Consider the following 25,306-nt stretch of genomic DNA (forward strand, 5'->3'; position numbering starts at 1 on the left):
AAATAGGGAAGAGGAAGGGCGATGGAGTAGACTCTACTTGGCTGAATGACTGTTGTAGTCAATCGTTGAGTTAAGGCTGTAGTTAATGAAAGAGAGGCCCGTCAGAAATGATTTCTGGCGGTTTTTTTCTGTGTATCACTAGGGTTCGACTTAATTCAATTGTTGAAAGGAGACCCCCTAATTTTTAGTAAGGTTTATATATACCTTTTAATTTGTTTTTATATCGTTCGAGTTTTGAAATTTTTCTAAAAGTAATGAAAGAACAAACTGTAGCAATTATAAGCATCCACTCATGTTCTTCGCCTCTGTTATCAATAATCTTCTTCAAGACAAACTCTCCTTTATTATTCTCTAGCTTAATTAATCTCATTGCACAGTTTAACTTCGCCAGTGAACGATATTTTGGAACAGGGAGGAAGAGGGTTAGGTCGTTAGCCGTTTAACATACTATCAATCTGTGATAATTTTACTAATATTTCTTCTGATTTTATTGAAATTGTTGTACGACCATTACTACTATATTCAACGCTAGTTTCGTTAAGTAGGTTAATTAAAAATTCGAATTCTTTAATGAGAGCTTCTATTTCTTTGGTTTCCATATTTATCATTTTTAGATGTAAAACATCAAACACTTCAATCCATTTAGAATTGAATCGATTCATATCCTTCGCCTCTGGAACTGAATTAACATTGTAGGTAATGCTTCTTGGTCTTAAGGCTAAGAATAATTCTTCTTCTCTTTCATTAAATTGAAATTCACCAAAATCATTGATTGATTTTTCCACAAAAAATTTTATGTTATTCAAATTGGCACCTTTAGCTCTAATATCTTCATGCATTATAGGATATATGCTTCTTTTTAATACCTTCTGGTTATGATCATGGTAAAAATAAAAGACACTTGAGAATAGCAACAAAAGAGAACTAATAAGAATGATACTATTCTTTCGATCCATACTAACAAACCACTCCTTTTCCAATTCACTAGATCTATTGTAACATATTGGGCTTAGTATAAAGTAGCGATAGTGTATTTTTAGTTGGGCGAAAAAGGAAGGGGGGTCAGGTTCTGTTACGTTTGACAAACTGGCTGTAGTTAATCTGTATGAAAGAAAGAAAAGCCCGTCAGAAAAATTCTGGCGGGTTTTTGGCGTATGGTGATCAGCCATTCTCACTGATCCAGTTGCTCGCATTTTCGTTTTGGCTACCTGTGGCTATCGTAATGCTCGCTATGCTATCGGAATAAATCGTTGAGTTATCTGTAGTTATCCATTAACTCAACTTCCCCATGCCGTAACTCTGCTGTTTTCCCTCATCGCCACCCCAATCTTCTCAACAGCATTGACCTTCAACCTCTGCGAAACACAGCCGTACTTCTCCATGAAATAATCCAAGCTGTCAATTCCCATCAACTCCTGTATAACCTCTGGTCGGACCTCCATCTCTAGCAGGTGAACAGCGAATGTTTTCCGTAAAGAAAATAGGCTATATAAAGGAAGGTTTGATTTAGCCAGCAGTTGATGAAATTTCCTCGTAAGGTTCCGTTGTAGAACTGCCGTCCCTTTCGACGTTGTAATCACAAAGCCTGTATCTACATATTGCTCGCCAGCAAGTTGCCTATCGTAATCCTGATAGACCTTCCATCGTTGCAATGCTTTGATAAGATGGCTGTTTAACGGTATCTGCCGTTGATGATCTTTTCTGTTCGCTTCTTGCAGAATAACTTTGTAGTTATTGCCGTTAACTACAGTATCATCATCGTTTCTAACCCTTACGGCAGATAAGCGAAGGTCGATGAATTTTTTATCGAGATCCACATCATCCCACCGTAAGGCCAGCAGTTCGCCAACTCGTAACCCCGTTCCCAGCAACAGTTGAAAAGCGATACACAGCCTGTCCTCTTTGGCGATGGCAAGGAAAGTGGCCATTTCCGTTGGACTCATATAGGCCATATCGGTATTAGCGTTATCCTCTTCTTTACGTGGTTTATGTACGGTGTCGGCAATGTTGACCATTACATGACCTTCTTCAACAGCTTTCCGTAATGCCGACCTAGCCGTAATCAAAATCAATTCGACCATTCGATTGGATAAGCCTGATTGTAGTTTGTCGTTAAGCAAAGTTTGTAGTTGTGATGTTTCTAAAGCTGTAAGGGAACAGTGGCCCAACGTAGGCTTTAAGTGGTTGTTTACGATATAGCTGTGGTTCTCCCATGTTCGTGGCCGGACGTTGGGCTTTACATGGTCTTTTAACCAAAGGTCTAGCCAATCGGAAAAGGACAGTTCTTTCGGTAGGTCTGGTACAGTGATGATATTCGGTTGTAGCTGTTGGTCGGCAAGAACAGTTGCTTTCCAAGCTACAGCATCGTCGTAATCCTTGAAGGATTTACGTTTGTAGTCGTGTTTGCCGTTGGCTTTCTTTCCTACGTAGATTTGAGCTATCCAGTAGCCGTCCTTACGTTGATAGATGCTGCCTTCGCCCTTATGGTTACGTTCCCTAGACATACGGCTGCTCCTTTCACAGTTGTAGTTGGTGGTTAACTGTTGTTGGGCAGTTGTAGTTTATCTAGGGTGGGGGGAGAAGTGAAGGGGATTCTGGTTGTAATAGATGAAGAAGTAAAAGGCTACATTATAAGGCGATTAAATGGTGAATTGCAAATTTAATCATGGTAAAATAAACACAAATCAACAATAAGATGGGTGATATCCTGATGTACTTTCGTTCAAAACGTGACTTCTGGTTAATATGTTTGTGGTTAACATTTTCAAGCATCCTAATCCTAGGAATAATCAATCTAAATCCAATTGCTATATCATTTGGTTTAATTGTTGTTGCAGTTGGGTGTTGGTTTCAATTTACAACCGGATATACTCTGGGAGAAAAGGCATTGTCAATACAATGTGGCCCCTTAAATAAGACAATATCTTACCATGAGATTCAAAGGGTACGAAAAATCCGAACTTTTCAGTCTGGGCCTGCACTTTCTATCGAACGCTTAGAAATAATTCATGGTGAACCTGCTAACAGCATTTTCATATCGCCGGAATACCGGGAAGATTTTGTTTCGAAGTTAAAGCAGCGATGTCCACAGATGAAAATTGAAGGCAGTATACGGAGCTAATTCAAGATGTTCGTTCTGTTTATGGGAGTAGGGGGGATGTCTATTTTGAGTTCATTATTAAAACGACAGATTGCAATGGTGATTGCTGTTTTTGTCACCATAACTCTGTTTTTTACAGCTTTTCTGTTCATACAAAGAGATGAAATTAAAAGTGTATGGACAGGAAATAGTGGTACTTCCTTCTATAAGATAGAACAAGTTAAGGTAGAAACGGTAGAATACAATTGGACAGTTGGTCTGTCAGAAGAAGAAGTCAAGGTAGGAATAAGAGAGAACGGAAACAACCACAACCAGCTTCATCAGTTTAAAGAAGCAGTAGATGAAATTATTCAGCAAAGAGTCAGCCTGTTATTTTTAGGAATCTATATTGTTCTTTTGATTGTTGTTTTGACTCTTTTATGGCGAAGTAAAGAAAGAAGTAGAGAGATTACTAAATTAAAAGCTTTTTTGATTATGGCGATCTGTTTTTTGTCTGTATTTATCGCATTGAAATATATCAAGTTGAGTGAATTTATTGAACGTGCAAACTATTACTACTATTACTTGCTATAGAGTTTAGCGGGCAGCAGTCACATTCTAACTATAAGGCACGATATTAAGCAAACAAAAAGGAGGCCATAATCAATGCCAATAGCATAAACGACTTGCAGATGATACTGAACAGCCGATACCTAAAATTGAACATTCAATCTTACTGGACACATGGAACGCTAGAGTTCAGACAGCATGGAGGATCGCTAGATGGCGAAAAAGTAACCAACTGGATCATCTTTAGCCAATCCATTGTAGAAAGATCAAAAGGCACCAAGGTTCGCCTTAGCCATGATAGAGATAGCGTAGACTTAGACAAGCAAGAAAGAAGATTTCGCAGAATGATCTTTGGTAACTACAAAGCCGGATGCCTCGACAATGAATACGGACAAGCCTTCCAATACCAAGTAGAGCGGAGACAACACTTTTTAAGCCGGGTCGCATAAAACCCGGCTTCCTCCCCAATAAACAAGTTAGGAGAAGGGTATAATGGCTGTAGTAACAACAGAGAGGTTGTATTCATTGCTTAGAGTCACCTTAAATGACGGAACGGTTCTGAACGGCTCAACCTATGAAGAGGTCGTAAAAAATCTTTGGCATGATTCTTGGGATGCAGCAACGACCGTAGAAGAATACATGGAAAAAGTGCAAAAGCGAGTGATTATCCAAACTGGCGATTCCATCGATTTTCACGACCATGAATCTTTTATTAAAGAGCTTGCAAGAGTAAAACTGGTTACCACAATTGAAACCGATATAGCACACTAGCAAATCCTTCTGGCGATAGATAAGCTTGCAGGGCATCGTTGAATAAGCGATGCCTCTTTTTTTATCTAAAACAGTTTACAAATAATCAACAAGGACTTATTAACAGCTAAACAAAAAGAAACCAACCTTATTCTTGGGAAAAGAACAATTTAATCCACATAAAACGACAAACAGCCTGTGGATAATGTGGACAATGTGAATAAATAAGAACGCTACAGATTCAATTCTGTGGCGATTTTTATTTTATCCCCATAAAGGGATTTGCTCTATAAAACGGTGGTCACAGTTGGGCATACCCTACAGCTAGAATTGCCTGGGCAGCACCGAGGGGCCACGCCAAATCTGCCTATCTATCGAACTGTTTTCCCATACACCAGATTGTGTTCAACAAACGAAAGTACATCTTGATTATTTCAGAAACCGAATCCATGGCGAAGAAGTTCATCGAATGGATATCGCTGCAGCTCAAATTCAATCAAAAGTTACGGGCTGATTTTGAAGTTCGTATCTATTCAGCCATTGTTTCTTATCCAGAGAAAGAAGATTTGTGGGAGCAATTTGAAACGATCTGTCGTAATCCAGAGAAAGAAAATCGTCTGGAAGAAGCGATGAATTTTTATAAATCCCATCAAAGTGAAATGGATCAAGGCGTCGAGGTCTTATGGCCCGGACGCTTTTCTTATGCCCGTTTGATGATAGAAAAGGTCAACATCGGCTCAAGAGTGTTCCGGCAGGCACGTTGGGTGAAGATGAACGAGGCAATCCCATCTTTCGAGTAGGTATTGATAAAGTCTTTGAAATGATGGGTAAAGATGAAGTGATTCCTCAATACATCACGTGGGATGGTCAACTGCAAGCTGCCTTTACAGAGCTAGAACATTTAATCAAGATGCTTTTAATCAATGCAGAAATACCGGAAATCGTTTTGGGTGTAGGTGATGCCGGAACCAGTGGTGCTTCTGGTCTAGCGATCAAATCGTTGCTGCTTTATACCATTTTGTTACGATGTTACGGCCTGCCAAAGCCAGTGTCATCTTCTTGAGTTTTCCTCTTTAACGTCCCACCGTCCGATGCTAAAATAAGGATAGAGAAGCAATGAAGAAGGCGGTGGTCTTCATTACACAGTCAAAAGCTAGGTCTGAAAGAACTGGGAACCAGTACGATACGACATTAAAAGAAATATTTGAAGATAGTTCGGAAGCTTTTATTCAGTTTTTCACAGGGCAAAACTATAAGCTAGAAGAAACAATGACCATAGAGTTTCCCAAGACAGAAAATCGTCGTGCTGATGGAGTTTTTCTAATAAGCAGTACAGAAGGCGAGATGGTCTGTCACATCGAATTTCAAAGCTCTAATGATTCGACAATACCGTATCGCATGTTACGATATGCTTTGGAAATACACCAACGTAAAGAATTACCTGTATGTCTAGCTGGCATAGTTCACGAAGATTCGTTGGTTAAAAAAGTCTTTGCGGAGGTGGATAAAATGATCAATCTTCAAGAGTCATCTACCTATCGGCGTATTATAAAAGAAGGAAAAAAAGAAGCCTTAACAGAGATATTACTACATCAACTTAATGTTAAATTCGGTAAGTTACCAGAATCATACGTTGAGCAAATAGAGAAGCAGGATTATGATGTTTTAGAGGTTATTGCTGGTAGAATATTTGAACTTGACAAACCCGAAGACTTAGACAAATACCTGAATTAAAAAAACACAGACATAGCTTAAATACGTCCTGTGCCTCTCTCTAGCTCGACGAGTTCTTTCCTTATTATATCTACGTGTATTAACGTACAGAAAAGATGCAAAAATTGAATATGCAGAAGTAGCAATGGCGAGGGCGTGTTAAACGCTTCTCGCCTTTTTTTTTCACCAATTAGAGCAAACACTTCCAAAGGCAACGATGCTTGAAACCGTCGGCCTATAACTACACCCCTCACACCACATCTCCACAAAACGAAAAAAAGACTGCCACCACAGTCCTCGCAACCCTTTATTTAGGCAGAAAATGCCTTTGCTAGTGCTAAAACAACTAGATATAGTGGTCGGCACACCTGCGATTCAGCGTATTCTTGGTCATGCTGATTTGAATATGACGAAACGATACCTAGCGTTAACTCAAAGTGATGTGAGGGAAGTACATAGTTTGACCTCGCCCGTGAACGATATTTTGGATACAGGGAGGAAGAGGGTTCGGTCGTTGGCGAACTAGGAAAAGCCCCTATTGATTCGAATACAGCCCATGTTAAGGCAGAAACTTCAAGTTTTGAAAAGTTTTCGGGACATTCTTGTGTTGTTGCTACTCCTATATACTGATCAAGCATTCCTTTTTCTTTCATGCGTCCTTCAGAAAAGTTTGTAGATGCTTGAATCATCCCACTCGGTTCAACATTAGAGATTTTTTTTAATTGGTCTATTTTTTCCATAGTCAAAGATTGCCACATAGCTGTTATTTCAGGATTTTCCCCTTCAAAAATAATGGGAACTCTTTTCATAATACCAACTATATAAAATGCCTCTTTTTGTTCGATACGGTAGTTCATTTCATTTCCTCCTCTTATTGTTAATTGGAAGGTCATCAGTGGATAGGCTTTTAATTGCTGACCATTGTTTCTTGCTTCTGATGGTGTTACACCATGTAAGTTTTGAAAAGCTTTAGTAAAAGAGTCTGGAGAGTTGTATCTATATTTAATAGCAATATCAATTATTTTTATATTACTATTTGTAAGCTCAAATGCTGCCAAGCTAAGTCGTCTTCGGCGGATGTATTCTGATAATGTAATACCTGCAAGAAAAGAAAACATCCTCTTAAAATGATATTCGGAACAATGAGCGATCCTTGCCACCACTTTGTAGTCTATTTCGTTAGTGAGGTTATCCTCGATGTAATTCATTGCATCATTCATTTTCTTAAGCGAATCCATTAGATGACCTCCCTCATTTATCAATAGAATAACTGTAGTTGAATATATCTGTCCGACATTTTGTGCACCATTTTGTCGGTTGTAGAGAGAGAGAGACCCGTCAGAAATGTTTCAGGCGAGTTTTTTGCCGTAAGTTATAAGCTACTTACGATTAAGTGCCCATAGTATTTCATTTTATCTTATGGTCATTACAGTCATGCTGCGAAACACAACCGTACTTCTCCATGAAATAATTCAAACTGCCTTACTTCATGATAAAATCATCCATTTTCGTTTCTTCCCATTCGATTCCTTTGGGAGAAATATTAGAATATAAGGTTATTGCATCATTTTCATCAATAACAACCTTTAAATGAAAATTCATTTCTCTTGGTTGCAAATATTCATCATACATTTGTTGGTAATTATTATTTTCACGGTCCTTCGCCTCTTTAATATATCCAACTGTATCTGGATTTTTATCGTAATTTTTATGTATCAGCTTATATGAAAAAGTCGCTTCGACCCTTCCGTTTACAACTTCTTCCTGATAATCTGATGTTTGAAAATCTAACAACTCATAGTATGGAGAAAAAGCTTCTCTACATTCTACTTCCATATATGCACGTACTCTATCATAGTTTGCCTTATCCGTTGTTTTTTCGGTATCAACGTAAGTCCCATTATCACTTTGTACATCATTACACGCAGAGACTCCGAATGCTACAAGAATTGTCAATAAAATCATCATTATAAACTTTTTCAACTTATATTCCTTCTTTCACTTCAGGTATGTTGATATTGTAAAGCTTCGCCTCTACCTTATCATGTGTGTTTTTTGGAAGACGCCCCTGGGTACTACTTGTCGGTAGTTCCCAAAAAGGTGGCGTTTTTCCTTTTTTTCCATATTGCTATAGTCATTATATACAGCAATTCTTAGACAGGCAATCCCGTCAGTTTTTTACCTTTTTTGGTTCTTAATCACAAATACAGCTTGGATAACAAAGCAAATTGCACCTAAGAGATAAAAGGCAAGAGTTAACCATTTCATATTTTCATTTAGTCCAAAGAAGTAACCTGTGATTGCAAGGACAAGTCCAACAAAAAGAAATGTATGCTTTCTCATTTTTTCACCTCTTAACATCTAATTAAATTTTTTTAGATATATTTAAACTATGAGCTAATTATTAAAATGTTTTAGTCGTTTTTGGCTTAGAAAGAGAGACCCGTCAGAAAAATCTGGCGGGTTTTTACGTATATTGCTGTTGAACTATCGCTTCCTTGTTTTCTCAAGAGTTTAATTTCATCAACTTCACCAAAGCTCTTATAATCGGCAAACCTGTTCCCAAAAAGACAAGTGGTATAAGAACGAACCCGATACCTTCTCCCCATCCCAAGGCTATTATCATGCTATTAATCATCACAAGTGCAAACAAGAGCAGGATAATGTTCTTTATATATACGGTCAACGAACGTGAAATACGGTACGCTTCTTCTGCATTTGATTCAGTAATCTCGATTGGATAGTTATGCAAATGCGGATATTTCTCAAGCACATGCATCAGCAGATAAAGACCTGCTCCGACAATCAGTAAGATCACCAACTCCCATTTGGAGCCATGTCGAGTTATCTCACCAGTGATGCCAAAATGGGCAGGAACCTGAACTGGCAATTTACTCCACATCACAATAAGAAAAACTACACTCCCGATGAATAATAAGATACTTATTATGGATAGAAATCGTTCGAACACTGATTTCTTTATTTTTTTAAGTGTAATTTTAGGGCGATCTGAATTGAAAGTTCTCACTTGGAACGCCTCCAATCTTCTCAACAGCATAAAAATAGAATAACACAAACAATTAAAATGGCAATTTGGAATTTTAGAAAAAAGAAAAAGTGCCAAAACAAATGGCATCAATCTTTAGAGTTGATTGATGCCAGTAAAGTTGGCTGAGATTATTATTCCTAAATCTTTAATATCGGTAGACTTTTATCATAGTCTTTTGTCCAAAGCTCAAGAATAATTACTTTTTCATCACTATCCCTCAGAATTATATCATTTAAATAATTCACAAATTCTTCTGTACCCCAACATGTTGGGTGTCCATACTTGTCAAACTCTAGTAAATATTCTTTAAGCCTCTTAATAGTTTCTTCAGGGCCATCGATTATGGAAGCATACCATTCATGTTCATCTGTTATCACAGCTTTCATTAATCGCTACCTCTTTTCAAAAATCTAATTATTCATTCCGCCTAAAATTTCTATACCAAAATATGACGCGACTGTAAAAACAATAGTCCACAAAACAAGACTAATTGTTATCCAGAAAATCGTTGTTTGTTTTTTTGCTCCTAAAGCCAATCCAACAATTACTGCTATATGAGAGCCAATTAAAAGTGGCCCTAACAGTGAAAGACCTGGCAATCCATATTTGTTCCACACTTTTGTAGCTCGTTCTTGTCTCTTTGAAGGTTTTTTTCATCCTTCTTTTTTCTACTACTATGCCACTGCTGATATTTTTCAATAAAAATGATCAAGAGATAAACAGTTGTTAAATTACCGAAAAAAGCCACAAGTCCGACTAATAAAGGATTTAGCCCATTAAGTATGCTTAGGGGAATGATTACACCAATTTCAATCCATGGAACTGCGGCTAACAGAAAAACAAGGATATATTCCCAAACATCCAGTAAGAAACTCATCAGTATTCTCTCTCTTCTATGATCGCTCCCCGATAGTTCAAGAAGTGGCTAATTATACTAGTATTTGGTTCTTCTAAAATATTTATACAAGCTTACTAATCCCACGACAAATAAAACTGTCATAGAGAAGCCATAAAAAATCGACTTAAAAGTATAACTAAGTGAATCTATACTACTTACCATTGCAGAACCCAAAACAAAGAATAATACTACTACCACCAACAATCTGTTTTTCATATATTTTTTCTCCTCTAAAAAATGAGAAATATCTTGCTTCAACAAATCCTGCCAGTGAATGATATTTTGAATACTGGGAGGAAGAGGGTTCAGTCGTTGGTGAATTTACTTTCTAATTCTTCAATTCTTTTTTCTAATTTTTTTATTTTAGAGTGATTATCAAAATAGAAATACACAACTAATACGAGTAATGCTGAAGCGATTATTTCCATCTTGTTTTCACCATCATCCCTTTCCATAAGGTTTCATCGATTTGTCACGTCGTAACCACAAAGCCTGAATCTACATACTGCTCACCAGCAAGTTGCCTATCGTAATCCTGATAGACTTTCCACCGTTGTAATGCTTTGATAAGATGGCTGTTTAACGGTATCTGCCGTTGATGATCTTTTCTGTTCGCTTCTTGCAGAATAACTTTGTAGTTATTGCCGTTCACTACAGTTTCATCATCGTTTCTGACCCTTACAGCAGATAAGCGAAGGTCAATGATCTTTTTATCGAGATCCACGTCATCCCACCGAAGGGCCAGCAGTTCGCCAACTCGTAAGCCCGTTCCCAGCAACAGTTGAAAGGCAATACACAGCCTGTCCTCTTTGGCGATGGCAAGGAAAGTGGCCATTTCCGTTGGACTAATATAGGCCATATCGGTGTTGGTGCTATCCCCTTCTTTTCGTGGCTTATGTACGGTATCAGCAATGTTGACCGTTACATGACCTTCTTCAACAGCTTTTCGTAATGCCGACCTAGCTGTAATCAAAATCAATTCGACCATTCGATTGGATAAGCCTGATTGTAGTTTGTCGTTAAGCAAAGTTTGTAGTTGTGATGTTTCTAATGCTGTAAGGGAACAGTGGCCCAACGTAGGCTTTAAGTGGTTGTTTACGATATAGCTGTGGTTCTCCCATGTTCGTGGCCGGACGTTGGGCTTTACGTGATCTCTTAGCCAAAGGGCTAGCCAATCGGAAAAGGACAGTTCTTTCGGTGGTTCAGGTATGGTGATGTTCGGTTGTAGCTGTTGGTCGGCAAGGACAGTGGCTTTCCAAGCTACGGCATCATCGTAATCCTTGAAGGATTTACGTTTGTAGTCGTGTTTGCCGTTGGCTTTCTTGCCAATGTAGATTTGAACTATCCAGTAGCCGTCCTTACGTTGATAAATGCTACCTTCGCCTTTACGGTTACGTTCCCTAGACATAACGGCTGCTCCTTTCACAGTTGTAGTTGGTGGTTAACTGTTGTTGGGGCAGTTGTAGTTTATCTAGGGTGGGGGAAAAGTGAAGGGGGGAAAACAGTATCCAAAAAAATGAAATTAACCATTGACTTTCCAACCTACGCACTGTAGACTAAAAAAGACTACAAAGCGTAGGTATCGAATTAAAATGTTTGGGAGGGTTAATTATGAGAACATACATTAAATTGCTTAGCTTAGTAGTATCACTCTGTTTATTACTATCATTTGTAGGACCAAGTTTCGCAGCTAGCGTAGAAACTCATTATATCGATGGAAAAGTAATTAAAACCGAGGTTTTGGTTGACAATGAGTCAGTAAGAAAAGTCAAAGTAACTGAAAATAATGAAAAAACTGTTATAACTACATACGACAAAACTTCTGGTAACTTAGAAATATTGGAAACAGATAATCAAACTGCAGAAATCAAAATAACTAATCTTAACGTTCAGAGTGGCGAATCGACTAGTATCGGAGTACAATCGTCTTTCTTGCATAAAGAGGGATTATTTTTTGATGGAAGCTATATTATTAGTGGCTCATATTGGCAAATTTATAACAGCAATGATCAAAGAAAGTTTCTGACATTAACCACGAGTAATAGTACTAATTTGAATAACTTTAAAACAGCAATAGATAATATGGTTGAAAGAGAAAGATCAGCGATTGCTGCGGGTGGTACTACAATAGTGTCAACTGTGGTAGCTTTATTTACAACACCGCCGGGACTTTCTGTACTCCTTTCTACAGTAACAGCCCTAGGAGGAACGGTCACTACAGGAATTATCCTTTGGAATGCCTATGACTATCAAAAAGAGGCTGACTACTATTGGGGACAGGCTAGGTAGGATTTTATGAAGACACTCAATAAAATCCTTATGTTAATAGCACCAATTATTGTAGCTGCGTTAGCAATCTTTAATATTTATCGATGGTATCTACAGAATTTAGATCAAAAAAGCACAGCCTTGTTTTTAGTTCTTATAGTGACAGCAGGTTCCCTTTTTTGGTTTGTTGTTGCCCTATTTGTTTTTTTTATAAATTAAAATACGGTATATACTCATGTCTTAATTACAATCTTTTTTTCCAATGAAGACGTAGGCATTTGTCAATCACCTCTTACAGCAATTGTAAGAGAGAATTCAGTATAAATATAGTTCAGTCGTAAAAGCCCACGTTACGAAAAAAGAAGCCCGTCAGAAATGACGGGTTTTGTCGTATCCAATTAGCAATCATCGCTGATCCAGTTGTCCATAGGATTTTGTTTTAGCTTCTGGCCATCGTTGCTTATGTACGGTGTCGGCAATATTGACCGTTACATGACCTTCTTCAACAGCTTTTCGTAAAGCCGACCTAGCTGTAATTAAAAACAATTCGACCATTCGATTGGATAAGCCTGATTGTAGTTGGTCGTTAAGCAAAGTTTGTAGTTGTGACGTTTCTAAAGCTGTTAGGGAACAGTGGCCCAACGTAGGCTTTAGTTGGTTGTTGACGATGTAGCTGTGGTTCAGCTGTTGGTCGGCAAGGACAGTGGCTTTCCAAGCTACGGCATCGTCGTAATCCTTGAAGGATTTACGTTTGTAGTCGTGTTTGCCGTTAGCTTTCTTTCCGATGTAGATTTGAGCTACCCAGTAGCCGTCCTTACGTTGATAAATGCTGCCCTCGCCTTTACGGTTACGTTCCCTAGACATAACGGCTGCTCCTTTCACAGTTGTAGTTGGTGGTTAACTGTTGTTGGGGCAGTTGTAGTTTATCTAGGGTGAGGGGAGAAGTGAAGGGGGAAAATAGTGTCCAAAAAAATTGAAATTAACCATTGACTTTCCAACCTACACACTGTAGAATAAAAAACACTACACAATGTAGGTTAAAAAACAGGGATATTTAGAAGCACGAATTAGATCATTGGAAACGTAAGGGCTGAAGAATCTAATGCTTTTCACAAACGCATTCACGCTGGTTTAACCTTATTGTGTATCTGTTTTGACGTGATATGGCTCGCTTTTGTGAAGTATTTTGAATTAAAGCGTTATTCGAGCCATGAATTCTCAAGAAAGGAGATGATACTGCGAGCTTTTTCTCAATGTACTCTGGTAACCGACAAAAATGTCAAAGTGATAAATACCTTTAGTGATGAAAAATAGCGAAGAAATCAAATAAAACTAAATGAGAGGTCTGAGCATGAAGATCAATCAGATTATTTCACTCATTTGTTTTTTTATTGGTATAACACTATGGATACCTAATATTGTATTTCAGATAGCATCACCTCTTTGGTTATTAACTTTTATTATTGCACCAATTGGGATCGTTTTTTCTATACGTGGAAAATCTAATATACTTTTAACCTTAAACTTATTGGTGTTGCTCAGTTTCTTTATCTTAATGTTTCTTGGATATTTAGCTTTAGTATTTACAAATTAAAATGAAGCTGTTTTACTTTGTATGCCAATTTACATTCCCCTTAAGTCCCTTAAATAAAGGAGCAGTATTTACATGAAAAAGATACAGAGAATGTCAGATGCAGAAAAACAAATTATGGAGTTTATATGGTCCGTCAAAGGCCCCGTAACGACGAAAGATATCATAGGTAATTTACCAGAAGGAAAGACATGGAAGAAGAACACAGTCATAACCTTTCTATCTCGCTTGACAGATAAAGGAATCCTTACAGCAACGAAAATAGGCAAAGCCCACCATTATGAACCTTGCCTAACAGAAGAAGAATATAAATTATTCGAAACAAAGCAATTTATTCAAGATGTTCATAAAGGATCACTCGTTGGCTTTTTAAGTACGCTTTGTGGTAGTGGTGATTTAACCAAGGAAGACATTGAAGAACTGAGAAAGAAACTGAAAGAGTGAGTTTTTATGCTAAGTAGTATCTACAGTCAATTACTCACCCTGTCTATTGTAGCTAGCGGGCTATACCTTCTTTTCAAGCTAGTAAGCCCTACTACTTTGAAGCATTTCAGTCCCAGATGGCACTATCTAACTTATCTGCTAGCTTACACTTTTTTTCTGATTCCTTATCACATGTTTCTACCCTGGCTGGATCTAACCTATCTTTACAGAGCGAGTCAAAATTCAGGGCTCTCTTACATAACTGAAGCAATCGATAAACAGAACTTGGTGATCCCACAGGAACAAGTGTATGTTACTTTTTCCTCTTACTATGACTTCTTACCTCATCTAATGATAGCTGGTACACTCATCTTTCTGACTGTTTTTTTGATTCAAAACTATCAATTGCATCGCCGTATTTTTCGCACCTGTCGACTATCAGATAACAGACAGGCATTGAACGTTCTTGCTACATGTAAAAAAGAAATGAACATAACCAAAGAGATAGTCCTTTATCAGTCATCTTACGCATCAACGCCTTTTTTGTACGGTCTTTTTAAGCCTTGCATTGTATTACCGGATATCGAGTTTGCAGAAGAAGAGTTAAAGTATGTATTACAGCACGAATTGACCCATTGGAAACATAAGGACAACTGGTTGAAGGTTCTATTACTTTTCATAAACGCCCTTCATTGGTTTAACCCTATCGCTTACATGGCTCGACGTGACATGGATCGCTTTTGCGAACTAAATTGTGACCGAAGTGTTATAAGATCCATGAATTTCCAAGAAAAGAGACGATATTGCGAGCTTATTCTCAATGTACTTTGGAATGTAGCCGATAAAAATGCCAAGGTTATAGCTGCCTTTAGTAATGAGAAAAAACTGTTAGAAAGGAGAATAGAAATGATCTTGCAAAGTGAAGGTAGGAATAAAGTAGGGATTCAATTCATAGCAATCGTAATCACTGTAAGCCTTGCATTCATCGGTGTTGTCAGTGCGAATGCAGCTACCGAAAGAAAAAACGGAGTTATCGAAAGTACTATCCAACAGAACATAACTACAGAAGTCGCTGATAGATCATCCTTCCATGATAAAGCTGAACACCTTTTTCTAGACTCCTATGACGAAGCCAATCCTAAAGGCGTTGATGAATGGCAAGAAAATAAAGCAACTGAGGAAGTTGACAACGCTTCTGCCCAGAATGAGATGGAAGATATATTTTTAGATTCATATTATGAGAAAATACCTACAATTACAGAGGAAAGTCAAGTCGGTATAATGGCTGTGTATAGCATCAACAACTGGAACGTACCTGCCCACCAAAGCCGTTATGGCGTAAGTCGTCTTAGCATGACCCAAGGTGCTAAAGTCCCTTACGATATAACGTGGTCTCCCCAGCCTGGTGTAATACGTGTTGGCTTATACAATCACAATACAGGCAGATACTATTGGGCTACATCGTCTACGAGGCCACCACTTCGTGGAACGATAACAGTTTTAGAGACAGGTCTTTATAGTTTTGCAATCGGAAATGGTTCCGATAGAGCAGTTCTTGTGAATGGTTCTTTTACTTATTAGTCTGGACTTTATTGTGGGGGAGGTGATCCCATGAAATTGATAAATGCTAAATCCTGATCAAGGCTACAAATGGCTATAATTACGAAAGCCTTGAATATTCAAAAGGAGCGACTGTTACGATAAGCAATGCACAAAGTGACGTTACTTACACTGTTATCATCTTGAACACATCAACCAATAATATGATTGCAAAAGTTGATATTACAAGTTATATCAAGTGTTAATTGATTACCATTTAAATATATAGAGCCTTCAGATCAAGATACCCGTCAAAGTAACTTTTGATCTGAAGGGCGTGCCCAATAGCCTTGCATCAAAGTAAAAAAATACAAAAAAATCTATTAGCAACCTGTGATTTTTTCGTTGGATACAAGTCGACCGAAGGAAGATATCCCTTCTCAGGGGCTGAAGTAGGTCCCAAGGGTTGGGCTGTTCGCCCATTAAAGCGGTACGTGAGCTGGGTTCAGAACGTCGTGAGACAGTTCGGTCCCTATCCATCGCAGGCGAAGGAAGTTTGACGGGAGCTGCCCCTAGTACGAGAGGACCGGGGTGGACCGACCGCTGGTGTACCAGTTGTGTTGCCAAATGCAGCGCTGGGTAGCCAAGTCGGGACCGGATAAGCGCTGAAAGCATCTAAGCGCGAAGCCGACCCAAAGATGAGACTTCCCACTACGTAAGTAGGTAAGACCCCAGGAAGATGACCTGGTTGATCGGCTCGAGATGGAAGCGTCGTGAGGCGTGTAGTTGACGAGTACGAATCGGTCGAGGACTTAACCTACTCTATTACATCGCGAATATTTCTCTGTGTAGCTTTCAGGGAGCAACCTTGTAGATATTGGGCCCGTTGGTCAAGTGGTCTAAGACACCGCCCTTTCACGGCGGTAACAGGGGTTCGAATCCCCTACGGGTCACCATTATTAAAGAATCAAAACCGTTAAGAGTATGATGCTCTTAACGGTTTTTTTATGGAAAAGCGATAAAAATGAGCTCCTTTCGGATAATACTTTTACTCAACCGATCACAGATCTTTTCATAGTTTGGTTCGAGACATAGAATAAGTTTTTCTGTAGAACCAGACGACATATGTTGACAAAGGTTTGTTCTATGTGATAATTTTTACGTAAGAGGTGATCACCATGCAATGGTCAATTATACTTGCCCTGGTAAGTGCACTTATTGTTGCACTCTTAGCGATTGCCAATATCGAAATCGTAACCATCCACTATATTGTAGGCTCAGTAAACTTGCCTTTGATCATCGTTATCCTTGGTTCGACTTTATTAGGTGTCCTAATTGGTGGACTTCTTAGCTTTATCCGCCAGAGCAAAATGCGTAGAGATCAGAAAAAGCTAGAGAAAGATCTCGTCCTCTTAGAAGAAACATTGCGCCAAGAGCGGAACGAGAAAAAAGCACTTGCTTTACAAGTGGCAACATTAAAAGATGAAGAACCTTCTTCTTTTCAATCCTACATAAGCAAACAAAAAAGTTCCTTTGAAAAAAATGATGAGTCAGAAAACCGAGAAAAAAGTAAAGAATCGGAGTAAGAAGCGCTATGAGATCGAAGATTGGCTAAACAAAGCCTGGCTAAAAGGAAGCATAATACGATACAGAAGTCTATGGCAGTGATCTTGCCATAGACTTTTTCTTAATGAAGGGAAATCACACCAAATTCAAGGGATGGAATAAAATATGAAAGATGGTAAGGAAGGATGGTTGTGGGATGAGAGTATTTTCCTAAGAGATGTTTTTTTTGCAAAAAAGAGAAGATATTAAAGGAATCTTGGCTGTACATATAGAAAAAATCATAACCACAATCACAAAAACATAGACATAAATGATAATCACATAAATGACAGCTACAAATTAGTATAAGAGGTTTAACAGATCCTATCCAATCCTCTTTTCGCTTGCCTTTTTTAAGAAAAAAGGTTTATAACAATGAGGTGGCCGTCGTGAATAAAATAGGTATATCAAAACGAAACGATTGACTTGGGGAGGAGACTCTATGATTAAGAGCAAAGTCTTCAATAGCAAGGCTATTATTCGCATTAAAAATGGCCTTTGCGAAACGACCGAAGACATTTTCTCCAGCCATTTCTTTAAGGATGTTATTCGGCTTTGTATCAATGATCTACAAGCCAAACAATCTCCTTTGCTGGGAATCTTCGGTGATAAGACCATCGATGAGCAAAATATCGATTTATTAATTGAGGCATTGCGTCACCTTTCCAAAATGCCTATAAAAGCCGTAACGGCTGTCGTAGATGATTCAGAAGTATTTTTCCGTGACAGCACTTTGCTGGCTCACTTTGTTCAATATCTCTATGATTTTTGGATTGGCTTTGAGAGATTTACCATTTGCGAAGCAGAAGGAGAAATCTTTGACAAACGCTTATCCAATCAGTTTAGCCGCTCTGTTGATAGACTGAACGGCCTTATCCAAAAAGCTTATCAAGACATAGAAGATAATATTTCTATGAACTATGTGCGCATTCACCGGCAAGTGATTGCGGGAGGCGATATCTCTGCTGTTGGTATGCGTAAAGAAATTCCCTACCCTGAGCTATACAAAGATTTGAATCGTATCCAGATTATTCGAAAAGTCCTTTTGTACCCACCCCTTGTGCTTGACCCGTCCATGAATAAGCGTACGGGACAATTTATCAAAATTGATCAAAATCCAATGAAACACTGCCAGCTCAATCCTGATGAGTGGCTATGCTATCCTGCGAAAGTCGGCCCATTGCTCATTAACATTTATTTTCATGAAACATTTATCGATCTAGGCCTTTCTCTATGCAATCTTTTTGACCTCGCCAATCCAGAAGAGCTAAAAAGAAAGCCTGATGCCGTTTACTTGTTTGGTGTTCCTGACGACTCTCTTGATGGTCTCGCATCTTTTCCCACCGTCTTTTATGACGACGAGGAAAACGATATGCTTGTTGCCGCAATTCCCAATCGTCAGCAATTTGGCTACTTTGGCTACTTAAAGAAAATGGTGCTTACACTTCATAACATCAAAATGATGAAACAAGGAAAATGGCCTTTTCACGGTGCTCTGGTACGAATTACATTGAAAGATGGCAAATCAGCTACAATTCTTATGATTGGCGATACAGGCGCTGGTAAATCAGAAACGCTAGAAGCTTTTCGAGTCATTGGTGGAGAAGAAATAGGAGAAATGCTTATCATCGCTGATGATATGGGCTCTTTACAAATTGATGAGCAAGAAGGTATTTTGGGTTACGGGACCGAGATTGGCGCCTTCCTACGTATTGACGACTTGCAATCGGGCTATGCTTTTGGGCAACTGCATCGGTCAATTATTATGAGCGCCGGTCGAGTGAATGCTCGAATCGTTATTCCTGTAACAGACTTCAAAAGTGTTATCAGTGGTCACCAGATTGACTTTATCCTATATTGCAACAATTACGACGAAGTGGACGAAGATCGTCCTTTGCTAGAACCTTTTTCCACTGCAGAAGAAGCTTTAGACGTCTTTCGAAAAGGTGCTGTTATGAGCAAAGGGACGACCACCTCCAGTGGCCTTGTCTACAACTACTTTGGAAACATCTTCGGACCTGTTCAGTATAAAAAGATGCATGATGAACTGGCTGAAAAATATTTCGCCGCTTTTTTCGAGAAAGGCGTCTATGTAGGACAACTGCGAACCCGACTGGGCTTACCAGGTTGGGAGTTCAAAGGTCCTGAAGAAGCAGCTCGTGAATTGGCCAAACAAATACGTAACCGCTGACTCCTTGTAAAAAGAGGCTCAGAAAAGTAGAAAATCAACTGCTTTTCCGGGCTTCTTTTTTCTTGCGAATAACAAATAGAGCACAGATTGTGAATATATTTCCAATTACAAAACAGGATAATAGAATTTTCTATAGAATTAGTTACTGTTATAGGGAAAGAGAAAAGAGGGTTATGTCTTGAAATACAAAGAACTTTCAGAAGATACAGAAAGATTGCTTAATAATCTGATAGATTGCTTTGCCATCTATCAAGCCCTTCTTGATGAAAAAGGAGACCCAGAAGATTTTACTGTTGTCTACCTCAATCGTGCAGCCCTTCAGTTTATTCGACGAGGAAAAGAAGATATTATCGGAAGAAAATTAAGTGACCTTATTCCAAATTTTCGGCGCTCCCGAATGTTTGTACTCCTCTGTGACGTTGTGAAAAAGAATAGACCTACAGAAATGGATTGCTTTGAATCGCTTAACTTTGCCCATGAGAGGAAGCTCGCCCAGGTTAGAATCAGTTACTATAAGGAAAAGACAGTGGCCGTTTCCTGGCGTGATCAATCACAACAGATAGAAATGGAAGAGTCTTTTTATCAGTGTGAGGAACGTTTTCACAAAATTTTTAACGCCAGTCCCATTCCTATGATGATTTTTGATTTTGCGACTGAAGCTATTATTAATGTTAATCAAAGTTTTTTGCAGATCGCAGAATATGATCGAGAAGAGGTAGTAGGTCGAACGACAAAAAATATTCTGCTTTACGATAGAATGGAAGATCGCAGTAAAATATACAAGCAGATAGGAGAAAGAGGATCCATTCGTAATTATCAATTGAATTTTCGCACTAGAACAAACCGATTGTGGGTAGGCTTATTTTCAGCGGAATTGATAACAATTAACAAAAAACCTTGTCTCTTGGTCCAGATTAATGATATTACAGATAAAAAAAAGTTAGAGAATGAATTAATTCGGTTAGAACGATTAAATCTTGTCGGTCAACTAGCAGCAGGTATTGGCCATGAGATACGCAACCCTTTAACAAGCGTACGAGGTTTTTTGCAGCTCCTACAAGGAAAGAAAGAGCTTGAACATTACGATAACTATTTTGATTTGATGATCGACGAACTTGATCGCGCGAATCAAATTATCACTGATTATCTTTCTCTTTCTACAATAAAGCATGATAGGAGAGAGGAAAAAGAGCTTCACTCTATTGTTCTGGCTCTTCATCCTTTAATTCAAGCAGAAGCATTAAATGCGAACAAACATGTCAGATTCGATGTACAAGAAATACCGATTTCTCTCTACATCGATGAACAAGAAATAAAACAATTATTATTGAATATGGTGCGCAATGGCTTTGAAGCCATGTCAGATGGTCAGACTTTATCGATACGTACTTACATGTCTGGTGATGAAGTCATTCTAGCAATTCAAGATGAAGGCAAGGGCATTGATGTGGACATTCTATCTAAGCTTGGTACACCATTTATGACTTCTAAAGAAGCTGGGACCGGTCTGGGTTTAGCCATTTGCTACAATCTTGCTGCTAGAAATAACGCAACAATTCATGTTGAAACGAGTGATAAGGGCACCACCTTTTATATACTTTTTAAGAATTAAAAAGCACCCGCGGTCTAGATTGACCATGGGTGCTTTTCCTTTTATGGTAAAATAACAACGATTTCACGGTTTTCTTCTTTATACTCCACTTGATAACCTAACTCTTCGCTGATAAGTCGAAGAGGTGCGAAAGCTCTATCTTCTTGCACAGGCAAAGATTGCAAAGACAAGGTGAGAGAGCGACCCTGGAAAAGGACTAACGCTTCCTCTCTATCTTCATCATGGGATGCGACACCACCAAGTGCTTCGATGAGAAAACGAAGAGGCAGATAGGCACGATCTTCTCGTATCATCGGCGCTTGTTCAATGAAGAATTCTTTACCTGATAGGACTGCTTCGGGACGATCGAGATAGAGACGAAGCTCTCTTTGCGTCGGTGGCTCTAAAACTTCTTTGGCTCGTAAAAGCTGTAGACTTCTAGTACTAACAGGAAGGTCCGGCGCAAGTCCAACTTGATCAATCATCCTCCCCTGCGGTGACTGATATCGAGCAATTGTAGCTTTCAAGACACCGCCAGATTCTAAAGGAAAGAGACTTTGTACAGAGCCTTTGCCAAAACTGTTAGATCCAATAAGAAGAGCCTGGGAACGTTCTTGTAAAGCCGCACTTAGCAGTTCTGCAGCACTTGCTGTATGATGGTCAATGAGGACAGCCATGGGAAGAATCGTCTCTGACCCTTCTGTTCGAAAGATGCTTTTATCCCCATCGTTATAAATAAGGTAATATAAAGTCCCTTCTGGTAAAAGGAAGTCTCCAATTGATTGAGCCGCTGTCATAGAACCACCGCCATTGCCGCGCAGATCAAGAAGCAATTTTTCCATGCCTTGTTCTATCAGATCGTTATAAACATTGGCAAAGTCCTCGCCTGCTTGTTCTCCAAAGCTATAGAGACGAATATAGCCAATGGACTCTCCGACGATCTCTCCTTCCGCTTGCGGTATAGAAATGCGTTCTCGAGTCATTGTTAGTTCATAAGGTTCACCGGTTCGAGAATTGTTCAATCTCATTGTAACAGAAGTTCCTTCTGGTCCTCGTACCTGGCTAGCCACGAGATCTGTTGTGACACCTTTCGTAAGCAGATCGTCAACCTGTAAGATAGTATCACCTTTGCCAATACCTGATTTTTCAGCCGGTGAATCAGGAAACACTCTGTCGACGACAGGGTAATCATCAATTTGCGTAATGACCATGCCAATACCAGCGTAGTTCAAATTTAGAGAGTCGAGCAAAGCCTGTTCTTCCTCCGGTGTTAGATAGCTCGTATAAGGATCACCCAAGGCCTCTAAAATTTCATCAATTGAATTATGCTGGAGGATCGCGGCTCCAGGTTGGTCAATGTGATGATATTGCAACAACTGACGCACTTCTTCTAGCAACGCATCTGTGTCTTCTCTTTCACTAGCAACGATTGCTTCCTGTACTTCTACTGCTTCACTTAAAACAATTTCAGCAAGTTGATTTTGACTGCTTTGGTGATAAGCTTGTACAGGTATAAACGTTAAAAAGACAAGGAAAAGAAAAGTGAAAATAACAGTACCTTTCATAGTAGCGCCCCCCTTTGATTGAGAAAGGATACCTTGGTTACTACAGTAAAAGTGGTAGCAGTAGATATTGATAACAATACCTACTAGATTATACTCTATCTGCTTCTGCTTGTCAGTTAGATGGAGCAATAAGAATGGCTCAGTTTGTTACTTTTTTCTCACATCTAACGATACTTTGCCCTTTCGTTCTTTTCTCAAAAAAAGTATTGACAAAAAAGTGGTAACCTGATAATTTTGAGTAGAGATGAGTTTAGAGTTGAGTAGAGTTGAGAAGAGTAGAGTCGAGCGGAGAATGAGCGGGGTCTTTCTATTTATGTATGAAAGAACCGGTCTACTTCGGTAGGCCGGTTTTTTGTTATGCTTTTTTAAGAAATTTAACTTTTTCGCTTGTCGATATAGAAAGGGAGAGTTCATATGAATGGGATCATCGGTTGTCAAGATTTTATGGAACAAAGTAAAAAGTATCGTTATATTCCCATGCACAGTACTTTCTCAGCAGACTTAGATACACCGATTACGTTTTTTCACAAGTTGACAGGTCATGGCCTGGGATACTTATTAGAAAGTGTAGAGCGCGGTACTGTTCTGGGTCGCTACTCCTTCGTAGGCGCAGAACCTATGGCCTTTTTTACTTGGCCCGTAGATGATAACAAGGGAAAAGAGGCCTGCACAGAGAAAAGAGACCCTTTGCTTGCTTTAAGGCATTGGTTAGAGCAATTGCAAGTAGCGCCGCTTTCAACAGAAGGTGAACTTCCTCGGTTCTATGGCGGTGCTGTTGGCTACTTTGCTTACGATTTGATTCGCTATTATGAACGATTGCCAGAAAGGGCTGTCGATGATCGCTCTTTACCAGAAGCTTCTCTGATGGTAACACGCTACACCCTGGTTATTGACCACCTGCGTCACAAAGCGACGTTGGTCTATCTTGCAGAAGCAGGCGATGAAGAAGCCTATCATTTTGCTCTAGAACAATTGCAAGAAAAGTTGCACCTTCTAAAAGCACAGCTAGAACCATCTTCTTTTGAAAAAGCTTTACTTGAAAAGCAAGGTCAAACCTTTGCAGGGAAAGCAGAAGTTACATCTACATTCAATCAAGAGACATTTTGCCGGGCTGTAGATAAGTGCAAAGAATATATTGCAGCCGGCGATGTTTTTCAAGTTGTATTGTCACAGCGCTTTTCACGACCTTTACGGGTCCATCCTTTTAATATCTATCGCTCTTTGCGGTCCCTCAATCCATCGCCTTATCTTTTTTATTTGAACTTACCAGGCTTAACACTGGCCGGTTCTTCGCCGGAGTTGCTTGTTCGAGCAGAAGGCAATCATTTAGAGACCCATCCGATAGCAGGTACAAGGCGAAGAGGCAAAGATGAAGCAGCAGATCGTGAGTTGGCAGAAGATTTGTTGAGCGATCCAAAAGAAAGAGCAGAACATCTGATGCTGGTCGATCTGGGCCGCAATGACATAGGAAGAGTGAGTCGTACAGGTACAGTAAAAGTAGATCGTTTTATGGAAGTAGAGAAATACTCTCATGTGATTCACTTGGTCAGCAAAGTAACTGGCGAGATTGCAGAAGATAAGACAGGTCTCGATGCTTTGGCCAGTGTAATGCCAGCCGGTACCCTTAGCGGTGCTCCCAAAGTTCGAGCTATGGAGATTATTGATGAGCTAGAGCCTGTTCGGCGAGGTCCCTATGGTGGCGCTGTAGGATACCTTGGCTTCGATGGGAATTTAGATTCTTGTATCACCATTCGTACGATGGTCATGCACAATAACCAGGTTGATATTCAAGTTGGTGCCGGTGTTGTCGCTGATTCCGTACCAATTCTAGAATATGAAGAGACCATGAACAAAGCACGAGCCCTTTTTGAAGCGATTGATCGGGCGGAAGGAGAATTTCTATGATCGTAATGATCGACAACTACGATTCCTTCACCTATAACCTCGTCCAGTATCTCGGGGAGTTAGGAGAACAAATACAAGTTTTTCGCAATGATCATGTAGAGATAGCGGAGATTGAAAAATTGCAACCTCAGCACATTGTTATCTCGCCAGGGCCTTGTACGCCCAACGAAGCAGGCATATCGATGGATGTAATTCGACACTTTGCTGGTTCTATCCCTATCCTCGGAGTCTGCCTCGGTCATCAATCGATTGGGCAAGTTTTCGGAGGAAGAGTGATTCGAGCAAGCCGCTTGATGCATGGAAAGACCTCGCCGATTTCTCATGATGGCAAGACAATTTTCGAAAATTTACCCGATCCTTTTACGGCAACGCGCTATCACTCACTGGTGGTAGAACAAGCAACTTTACCAGATTGTCTCGAAGTGTCAGCACGAAGCGATGATGGAGAAATTATGGGGTTGCGTCACAAAGAATTCTGCGTCGAGGGAGTGCAGTTTCACCCGGAATCCATTTTAACAGATAATGGGAAAGGCCTATTAAAGAACTTCTTAAATTTACGATAGCATGAA

General features: G+C 39.4%; 26 protein-coding genes, 1 tRNA gene and 2 other annotated features. Of the genes, 16 read left to right on the forward strand and 11 right to left on the reverse strand.

Translation table 11 applies throughout. From position 1 onward, the window contains the following. Positions 1 to 431: 431 nt before the first annotated feature. Together FTV88_RS07240 and FTV88_RS07245 are read right to left on the reverse strand one after the other, a co-directional pair. Entirely contained in the window at positions 432 to 1,193 is a 762-nt protein-coding gene (locus FTV88_RS07240; RefSeq protein ID WP_162007938.1) for a hypothetical protein, read from the reverse strand. Positions 1,194 to 1,277: 84 nt separating this feature from the next. Beyond that, positions 1,278 to 2,504: a tyrosine-type recombinase/integrase gene (locus tag FTV88_RS07245; protein WP_153725022.1), complete on the reverse strand. Its 1,227-nt coding sequence runs from the start codon at positions 2,502 to 2,504 to the stop codon at positions 1,278 to 1,280. Between the two features lie 206 nt (positions 2,505 to 2,710). Between FTV88_RS07245 and FTV88_RS16130 the strand changes: the two genes are divergently transcribed. The 7 genes from FTV88_RS16130 (at position 2,711) to FTV88_RS07280 (ending at position 6,133) form a co-directional block, all read left to right on the forward strand. After that, positions 2,711 to 3,121 (forward strand): PH domain-containing protein, encoded by a 411-nt coding sequence (locus FTV88_RS16130; RefSeq protein ID WP_368277564.1) that lies wholly within the window; start codon positions 2,711 to 2,713, stop codon positions 3,119 to 3,121. Between the two features lie 45 nt (positions 3,122 to 3,166). Continuing rightward, positions 3,167 to 3,673, forward strand: a complete 507-nt coding sequence (locus FTV88_RS07255) for a hypothetical protein (protein WP_162007940.1) — start codon at positions 3,167 to 3,169, stop codon at positions 3,671 to 3,673. Positions 3,674 to 3,771: 98 nt separating this feature from the next. Then, positions 3,772 to 4,098: an amidoligase family protein gene (locus FTV88_RS07260; RefSeq protein WP_279236979.1), complete on the forward strand. Its 327-nt coding sequence runs from the start codon at positions 3,772 to 3,774 to the stop codon at positions 4,096 to 4,098. Positions 4,099 to 4,141: 43 nt separating this feature from the next. Continuing rightward, positions 4,142 to 4,420: a hypothetical protein gene (locus tag FTV88_RS07265; RefSeq protein WP_153725026.1), complete on the forward strand. Its 279-nt coding sequence runs from the start codon at positions 4,142 to 4,144 to the stop codon at positions 4,418 to 4,420. 404 nt (positions 4,421 to 4,824) lie between these two features. Beyond that, on the forward strand, positions 4,825 to 5,199 hold the full coding sequence (locus FTV88_RS07270) for a hypothetical protein (RefSeq protein WP_243137398.1): 375 nt from the start codon (positions 4,825 to 4,827) through the stop codon (positions 5,197 to 5,199). After that, the gene (locus tag FTV88_RS07275) at positions 5,160 to 5,462 is read left to right on the forward strand and encodes a hypothetical protein (protein WP_243137400.1); all 303 of its coding nucleotides are present in this window, start codon (positions 5,160 to 5,162) and stop codon (positions 5,460 to 5,462) included. The genes FTV88_RS07270 and FTV88_RS07275 overlap by 40 nt, the downstream gene beginning before the upstream one ends. A 53-nt stretch (positions 5,463 to 5,515) precedes the next feature. Further along, the gene (locus tag FTV88_RS07280) at positions 5,516 to 6,133 is read left to right on the forward strand and encodes a DUF4351 domain-containing protein (RefSeq protein ID WP_153725027.1); all 618 of its coding nucleotides are present in this window, start codon (positions 5,516 to 5,518) and stop codon (positions 6,131 to 6,133) included. Positions 6,134 to 6,423: 290 nt separating this feature from the next. On the opposite strand, the gene FTV88_RS07285 is transcribed toward FTV88_RS07280, so the two are convergent. The 7 genes from FTV88_RS07285 to FTV88_RS07315 all read right to left on the reverse strand — a co-directional run bounded on the left by FTV88_RS07285 (position 6,424) and on the right by FTV88_RS07315 (position 11,467). Next, the gene (locus FTV88_RS07285; RefSeq protein ID WP_243137402.1) at positions 6,424 to 7,350 is read right to left on the reverse strand and encodes an AraC family transcriptional regulator; all 927 of its coding nucleotides are present in this window, start codon (positions 7,348 to 7,350) and stop codon (positions 6,424 to 6,426) included. Positions 7,351 to 7,594: 244 nt separating this feature from the next. Further along, positions 7,595 to 8,095, reverse strand: coding sequence for a hypothetical protein (locus tag FTV88_RS07290; RefSeq protein WP_207707928.1), 501 nt, complete (start codon positions 8,093 to 8,095; stop codon positions 7,595 to 7,597). Between the two features lie 195 nt (positions 8,096 to 8,290). Beyond that, on the reverse strand, positions 8,291 to 8,455 hold the full coding sequence (locus FTV88_RS07295) for a hypothetical protein (RefSeq protein WP_153725029.1): 165 nt from the start codon (positions 8,453 to 8,455) through the stop codon (positions 8,291 to 8,293). 163 nt (positions 8,456 to 8,618) lie between these two features. Further along, positions 8,619 to 9,140 (reverse strand): DUF1648 domain-containing protein, encoded by a 522-nt coding sequence (locus FTV88_RS07300; protein ID WP_207707929.1) that lies wholly within the window; start codon positions 9,138 to 9,140, stop codon positions 8,619 to 8,621. Positions 9,141 to 9,298: 158 nt separating this feature from the next. Beyond that, a complete protein-coding gene (locus FTV88_RS07305; RefSeq protein ID WP_153725030.1) occupies positions 9,299 to 9,547 on the reverse strand; it encodes a hypothetical protein in 249 nt (82 codons plus the stop codon). Between the two features lie 191 nt (positions 9,548 to 9,738). After that, a complete protein-coding gene (locus FTV88_RS15625) occupies positions 9,739 to 10,038 on the reverse strand; it encodes a small multi-drug export protein (RefSeq protein ID WP_207707930.1) in 300 nt (99 codons plus the stop codon). Positions 10,039 to 10,531: 493 nt separating this feature from the next. Further along, positions 10,532 to 11,467: a site-specific integrase gene (locus FTV88_RS07315; protein ID WP_153725031.1), complete on the reverse strand. Its 936-nt coding sequence runs from the start codon at positions 11,465 to 11,467 to the stop codon at positions 10,532 to 10,534. Positions 11,468 to 11,670: 203 nt separating this feature from the next. Between FTV88_RS07315 and FTV88_RS07320 the strand changes: the two genes are divergently transcribed. Further along, a complete protein-coding gene (locus tag FTV88_RS07320; protein ID WP_153725032.1) occupies positions 11,671 to 12,348 on the forward strand; it encodes a geobacillin-26 family protein in 678 nt (225 codons plus the stop codon). A 384-nt stretch (positions 12,349 to 12,732) separates the two neighbouring features. Here the strand turns inward: FTV88_RS07320 and FTV88_RS07325 are convergent, their stop codons facing one another. Further along, positions 12,733 to 13,191 carry a site-specific integrase gene (locus FTV88_RS07325; protein ID WP_153725033.1) on the reverse strand — a complete coding sequence of 153 codons (459 nt, stop codon included), beginning with the start codon at positions 13,189 to 13,191 and terminating at the stop codon, positions 12,733 to 12,735. An 802-nt stretch (positions 13,192 to 13,993) separates the two neighbouring features. Between FTV88_RS07325 and FTV88_RS07330 the strand changes: the two genes are divergently transcribed. The 6 genes from FTV88_RS07330 to FTV88_RS07355 all read left to right on the forward strand — a co-directional run bounded on the left by FTV88_RS07330 (position 13,994) and on the right by FTV88_RS07355 (position 21,288). Further along, the gene (locus FTV88_RS07330) at positions 13,994 to 14,362 is read left to right on the forward strand and encodes a BlaI/MecI/CopY family transcriptional regulator (protein WP_153725034.1); all 369 of its coding nucleotides are present in this window, start codon (positions 13,994 to 13,996) and stop codon (positions 14,360 to 14,362) included. Positions 14,363 to 14,368: 6 nt separating this feature from the next. Beyond that, positions 14,369 to 15,922, forward strand: coding sequence for a M56 family metallopeptidase (locus tag FTV88_RS07335; protein ID WP_153725035.1), 1,554 nt, complete (start codon positions 14,369 to 14,371; stop codon positions 15,920 to 15,922). Positions 15,923 to 16,301: 379 nt separating this feature from the next. After that, positions 16,302 to 16,407: a sequence feature (23S ribosomal RNA rRNA prediction is too short), on the forward strand. Positions 16,408 to 16,426: 19 nt separating this feature from the next. Further along, positions 16,427 to 16,688: a sequence feature (23S ribosomal RNA rRNA prediction is too short), on the forward strand. A 72-nt stretch (positions 16,689 to 16,760) separates the two neighbouring features. Further along, positions 16,761 to 16,836 (forward strand) — tRNA-Glu (locus FTV88_RS07340). A 222-nt stretch (positions 16,837 to 17,058) separates the two neighbouring features. Then, positions 17,059 to 17,466: a LapA family protein gene (locus tag FTV88_RS07345; protein ID WP_153725036.1), complete on the forward strand. Its 408-nt coding sequence runs from the start codon at positions 17,059 to 17,061 to the stop codon at positions 17,464 to 17,466. 461 nt (positions 17,467 to 17,927) lie between these two features. Then, positions 17,928 to 19,676 carry a phosphoenolpyruvate carboxykinase gene (locus FTV88_RS07350; RefSeq protein WP_153725037.1) on the forward strand — a complete coding sequence of 583 codons (1,749 nt, stop codon included), beginning with the start codon at positions 17,928 to 17,930 and terminating at the stop codon, positions 19,674 to 19,676. A gap of 178 nt (positions 19,677 to 19,854) precedes the next feature. Beyond that, positions 19,855 to 21,288 (forward strand): ATP-binding protein, encoded by a 1,434-nt coding sequence (locus tag FTV88_RS07355; protein WP_153725038.1) that lies wholly within the window; start codon positions 19,855 to 19,857, stop codon positions 21,286 to 21,288. Positions 21,289 to 21,329: 41 nt separating this feature from the next. Here FTV88_RS07355 and FTV88_RS07360 read toward each other — a convergent pair whose 3' ends face one another. Beyond that, positions 21,330 to 22,832 carry a S41 family peptidase gene (locus tag FTV88_RS07360; protein ID WP_153725039.1) on the reverse strand — a complete coding sequence of 501 codons (1,503 nt, stop codon included), beginning with the start codon at positions 22,830 to 22,832 and terminating at the stop codon, positions 21,330 to 21,332. 414 nt (positions 22,833 to 23,246) lie between these two features. Between FTV88_RS07360 and trpE the strand changes: the two genes are divergently transcribed. Both trpE and pabA read left to right on the forward strand, forming a co-directional pair. Continuing rightward, on the forward strand, positions 23,247 to 24,737 hold the full coding sequence (gene trpE, locus FTV88_RS07365) for an anthranilate synthase component I (protein WP_153725040.1): 1,491 nt from the start codon (positions 23,247 to 23,249) through the stop codon (positions 24,735 to 24,737). Next, positions 24,734 to 25,300, forward strand: coding sequence for an aminodeoxychorismate/anthranilate synthase component II (pabA, locus tag FTV88_RS07370; protein ID WP_153725041.1), 567 nt, complete (start codon positions 24,734 to 24,736; stop codon positions 25,298 to 25,300). The genes trpE and pabA overlap by 4 nt, the downstream gene beginning before the upstream one ends. Positions 25,301 to 25,306: the final 6 nt, after the last annotated feature.

The organism is Heliorestis convoluta, assembly GCF_009649955.1.
In the GTDB taxonomy this organism is placed as follows: Bacteria; Bacillota; Desulfitobacteriia; order Heliobacteriales; family Heliobacteriaceae; genus Heliorestis; species Heliorestis convoluta.

Bases quoted from the DNA above. Each gene is read 5' to 3' on its own strand.
- FTV88_RS07240 (WP_162007938.1), bottom strand. From the start codon at position 1,193: ATGCGAGCAACTGGATCAGTGAGAATGGCTGATCACCATACGCCAAAA.
- FTV88_RS07245 (WP_153725022.1), bottom strand. From the start codon at position 2,504: ATGTCTAGGGAACGTAACCATAAGGGCGAAGGCAGCATCTATCAACGT.
- FTV88_RS16130 (WP_368277564.1), top strand. From the start codon at position 2,711: ATGTACTTTCGTTCAAAACGTGACTTCTGGTTAATATGTTTGTGGTTA.
- FTV88_RS07260 (WP_279236979.1), top strand. From the start codon at position 3,772: ATGATACTGAACAGCCGATACCTAAAATTGAACATTCAATCTTACTGG.
- FTV88_RS07265 (WP_153725026.1), top strand. From the start codon at position 4,142: ATGGCTGTAGTAACAACAGAGAGGTTGTATTCATTGCTTAGAGTCACC.
- FTV88_RS07280 (WP_153725027.1), top strand. From the start codon at position 5,516: ATGAAGAAGGCGGTGGTCTTCATTACACAGTCAAAAGCTAGGTCTGAA.
- FTV88_RS07285 (WP_243137402.1), bottom strand. From the start codon at position 7,350: ATGGATTCGCTTAAGAAAATGAATGATGCAATGAATTACATCGAGGAT.
- FTV88_RS07295 (WP_153725029.1), bottom strand. From the start codon at position 8,455: ATGAGAAAGCATACATTTCTTTTTGTTGGACTTGTCCTTGCAATCACA.
- FTV88_RS07305 (WP_153725030.1), bottom strand. From the start codon at position 9,547: ATGAAAGCTGTGATAACAGATGAACATGAATGGTATGCTTCCATAATC.
- FTV88_RS15625 (WP_207707930.1), bottom strand. From the start codon at position 10,038: ATGAGTTTCTTACTGGATGTTTGGGAATATATCCTTGTTTTTCTGTTA.
- FTV88_RS07315 (WP_153725031.1), bottom strand. From the start codon at position 11,467: ATGTCTAGGGAACGTAACCGTAAAGGCGAAGGTAGCATTTATCAACGT.
- FTV88_RS07320 (WP_153725032.1), top strand. From the start codon at position 11,671: ATGAGAACATACATTAAATTGCTTAGCTTAGTAGTATCACTCTGTTTA.
- FTV88_RS07325 (WP_153725033.1), bottom strand. From the start codon at position 13,191: ATGTCTAGGGAACGTAACCGTAAAGGCGAGGGCAGCATTTATCAACGT.
- FTV88_RS07330 (WP_153725034.1), top strand. From the start codon at position 13,994: ATGAAAAAGATACAGAGAATGTCAGATGCAGAAAAACAAATTATGGAG.
- FTV88_RS07335 (WP_153725035.1), top strand. From the start codon at position 14,369: ATGCTAAGTAGTATCTACAGTCAATTACTCACCCTGTCTATTGTAGCT.
- FTV88_RS07345 (WP_153725036.1), top strand. From the start codon at position 17,059: ATGCAATGGTCAATTATACTTGCCCTGGTAAGTGCACTTATTGTTGCA.
- FTV88_RS07350 (WP_153725037.1), top strand. From the start codon at position 17,928: ATGATTAAGAGCAAAGTCTTCAATAGCAAGGCTATTATTCGCATTAAA.
- FTV88_RS07360 (WP_153725039.1), bottom strand. From the start codon at position 22,832: ATGAAAGGTACTGTTATTTTCACTTTTCTTTTCCTTGTCTTTTTAACG.
- trpE (WP_153725040.1), top strand. From the start codon at position 23,247: ATGAATGGGATCATCGGTTGTCAAGATTTTATGGAACAAAGTAAAAAG.
- pabA (WP_153725041.1), top strand. From the start codon at position 24,734: ATGATCGTAATGATCGACAACTACGATTCCTTCACCTATAACCTCGTC.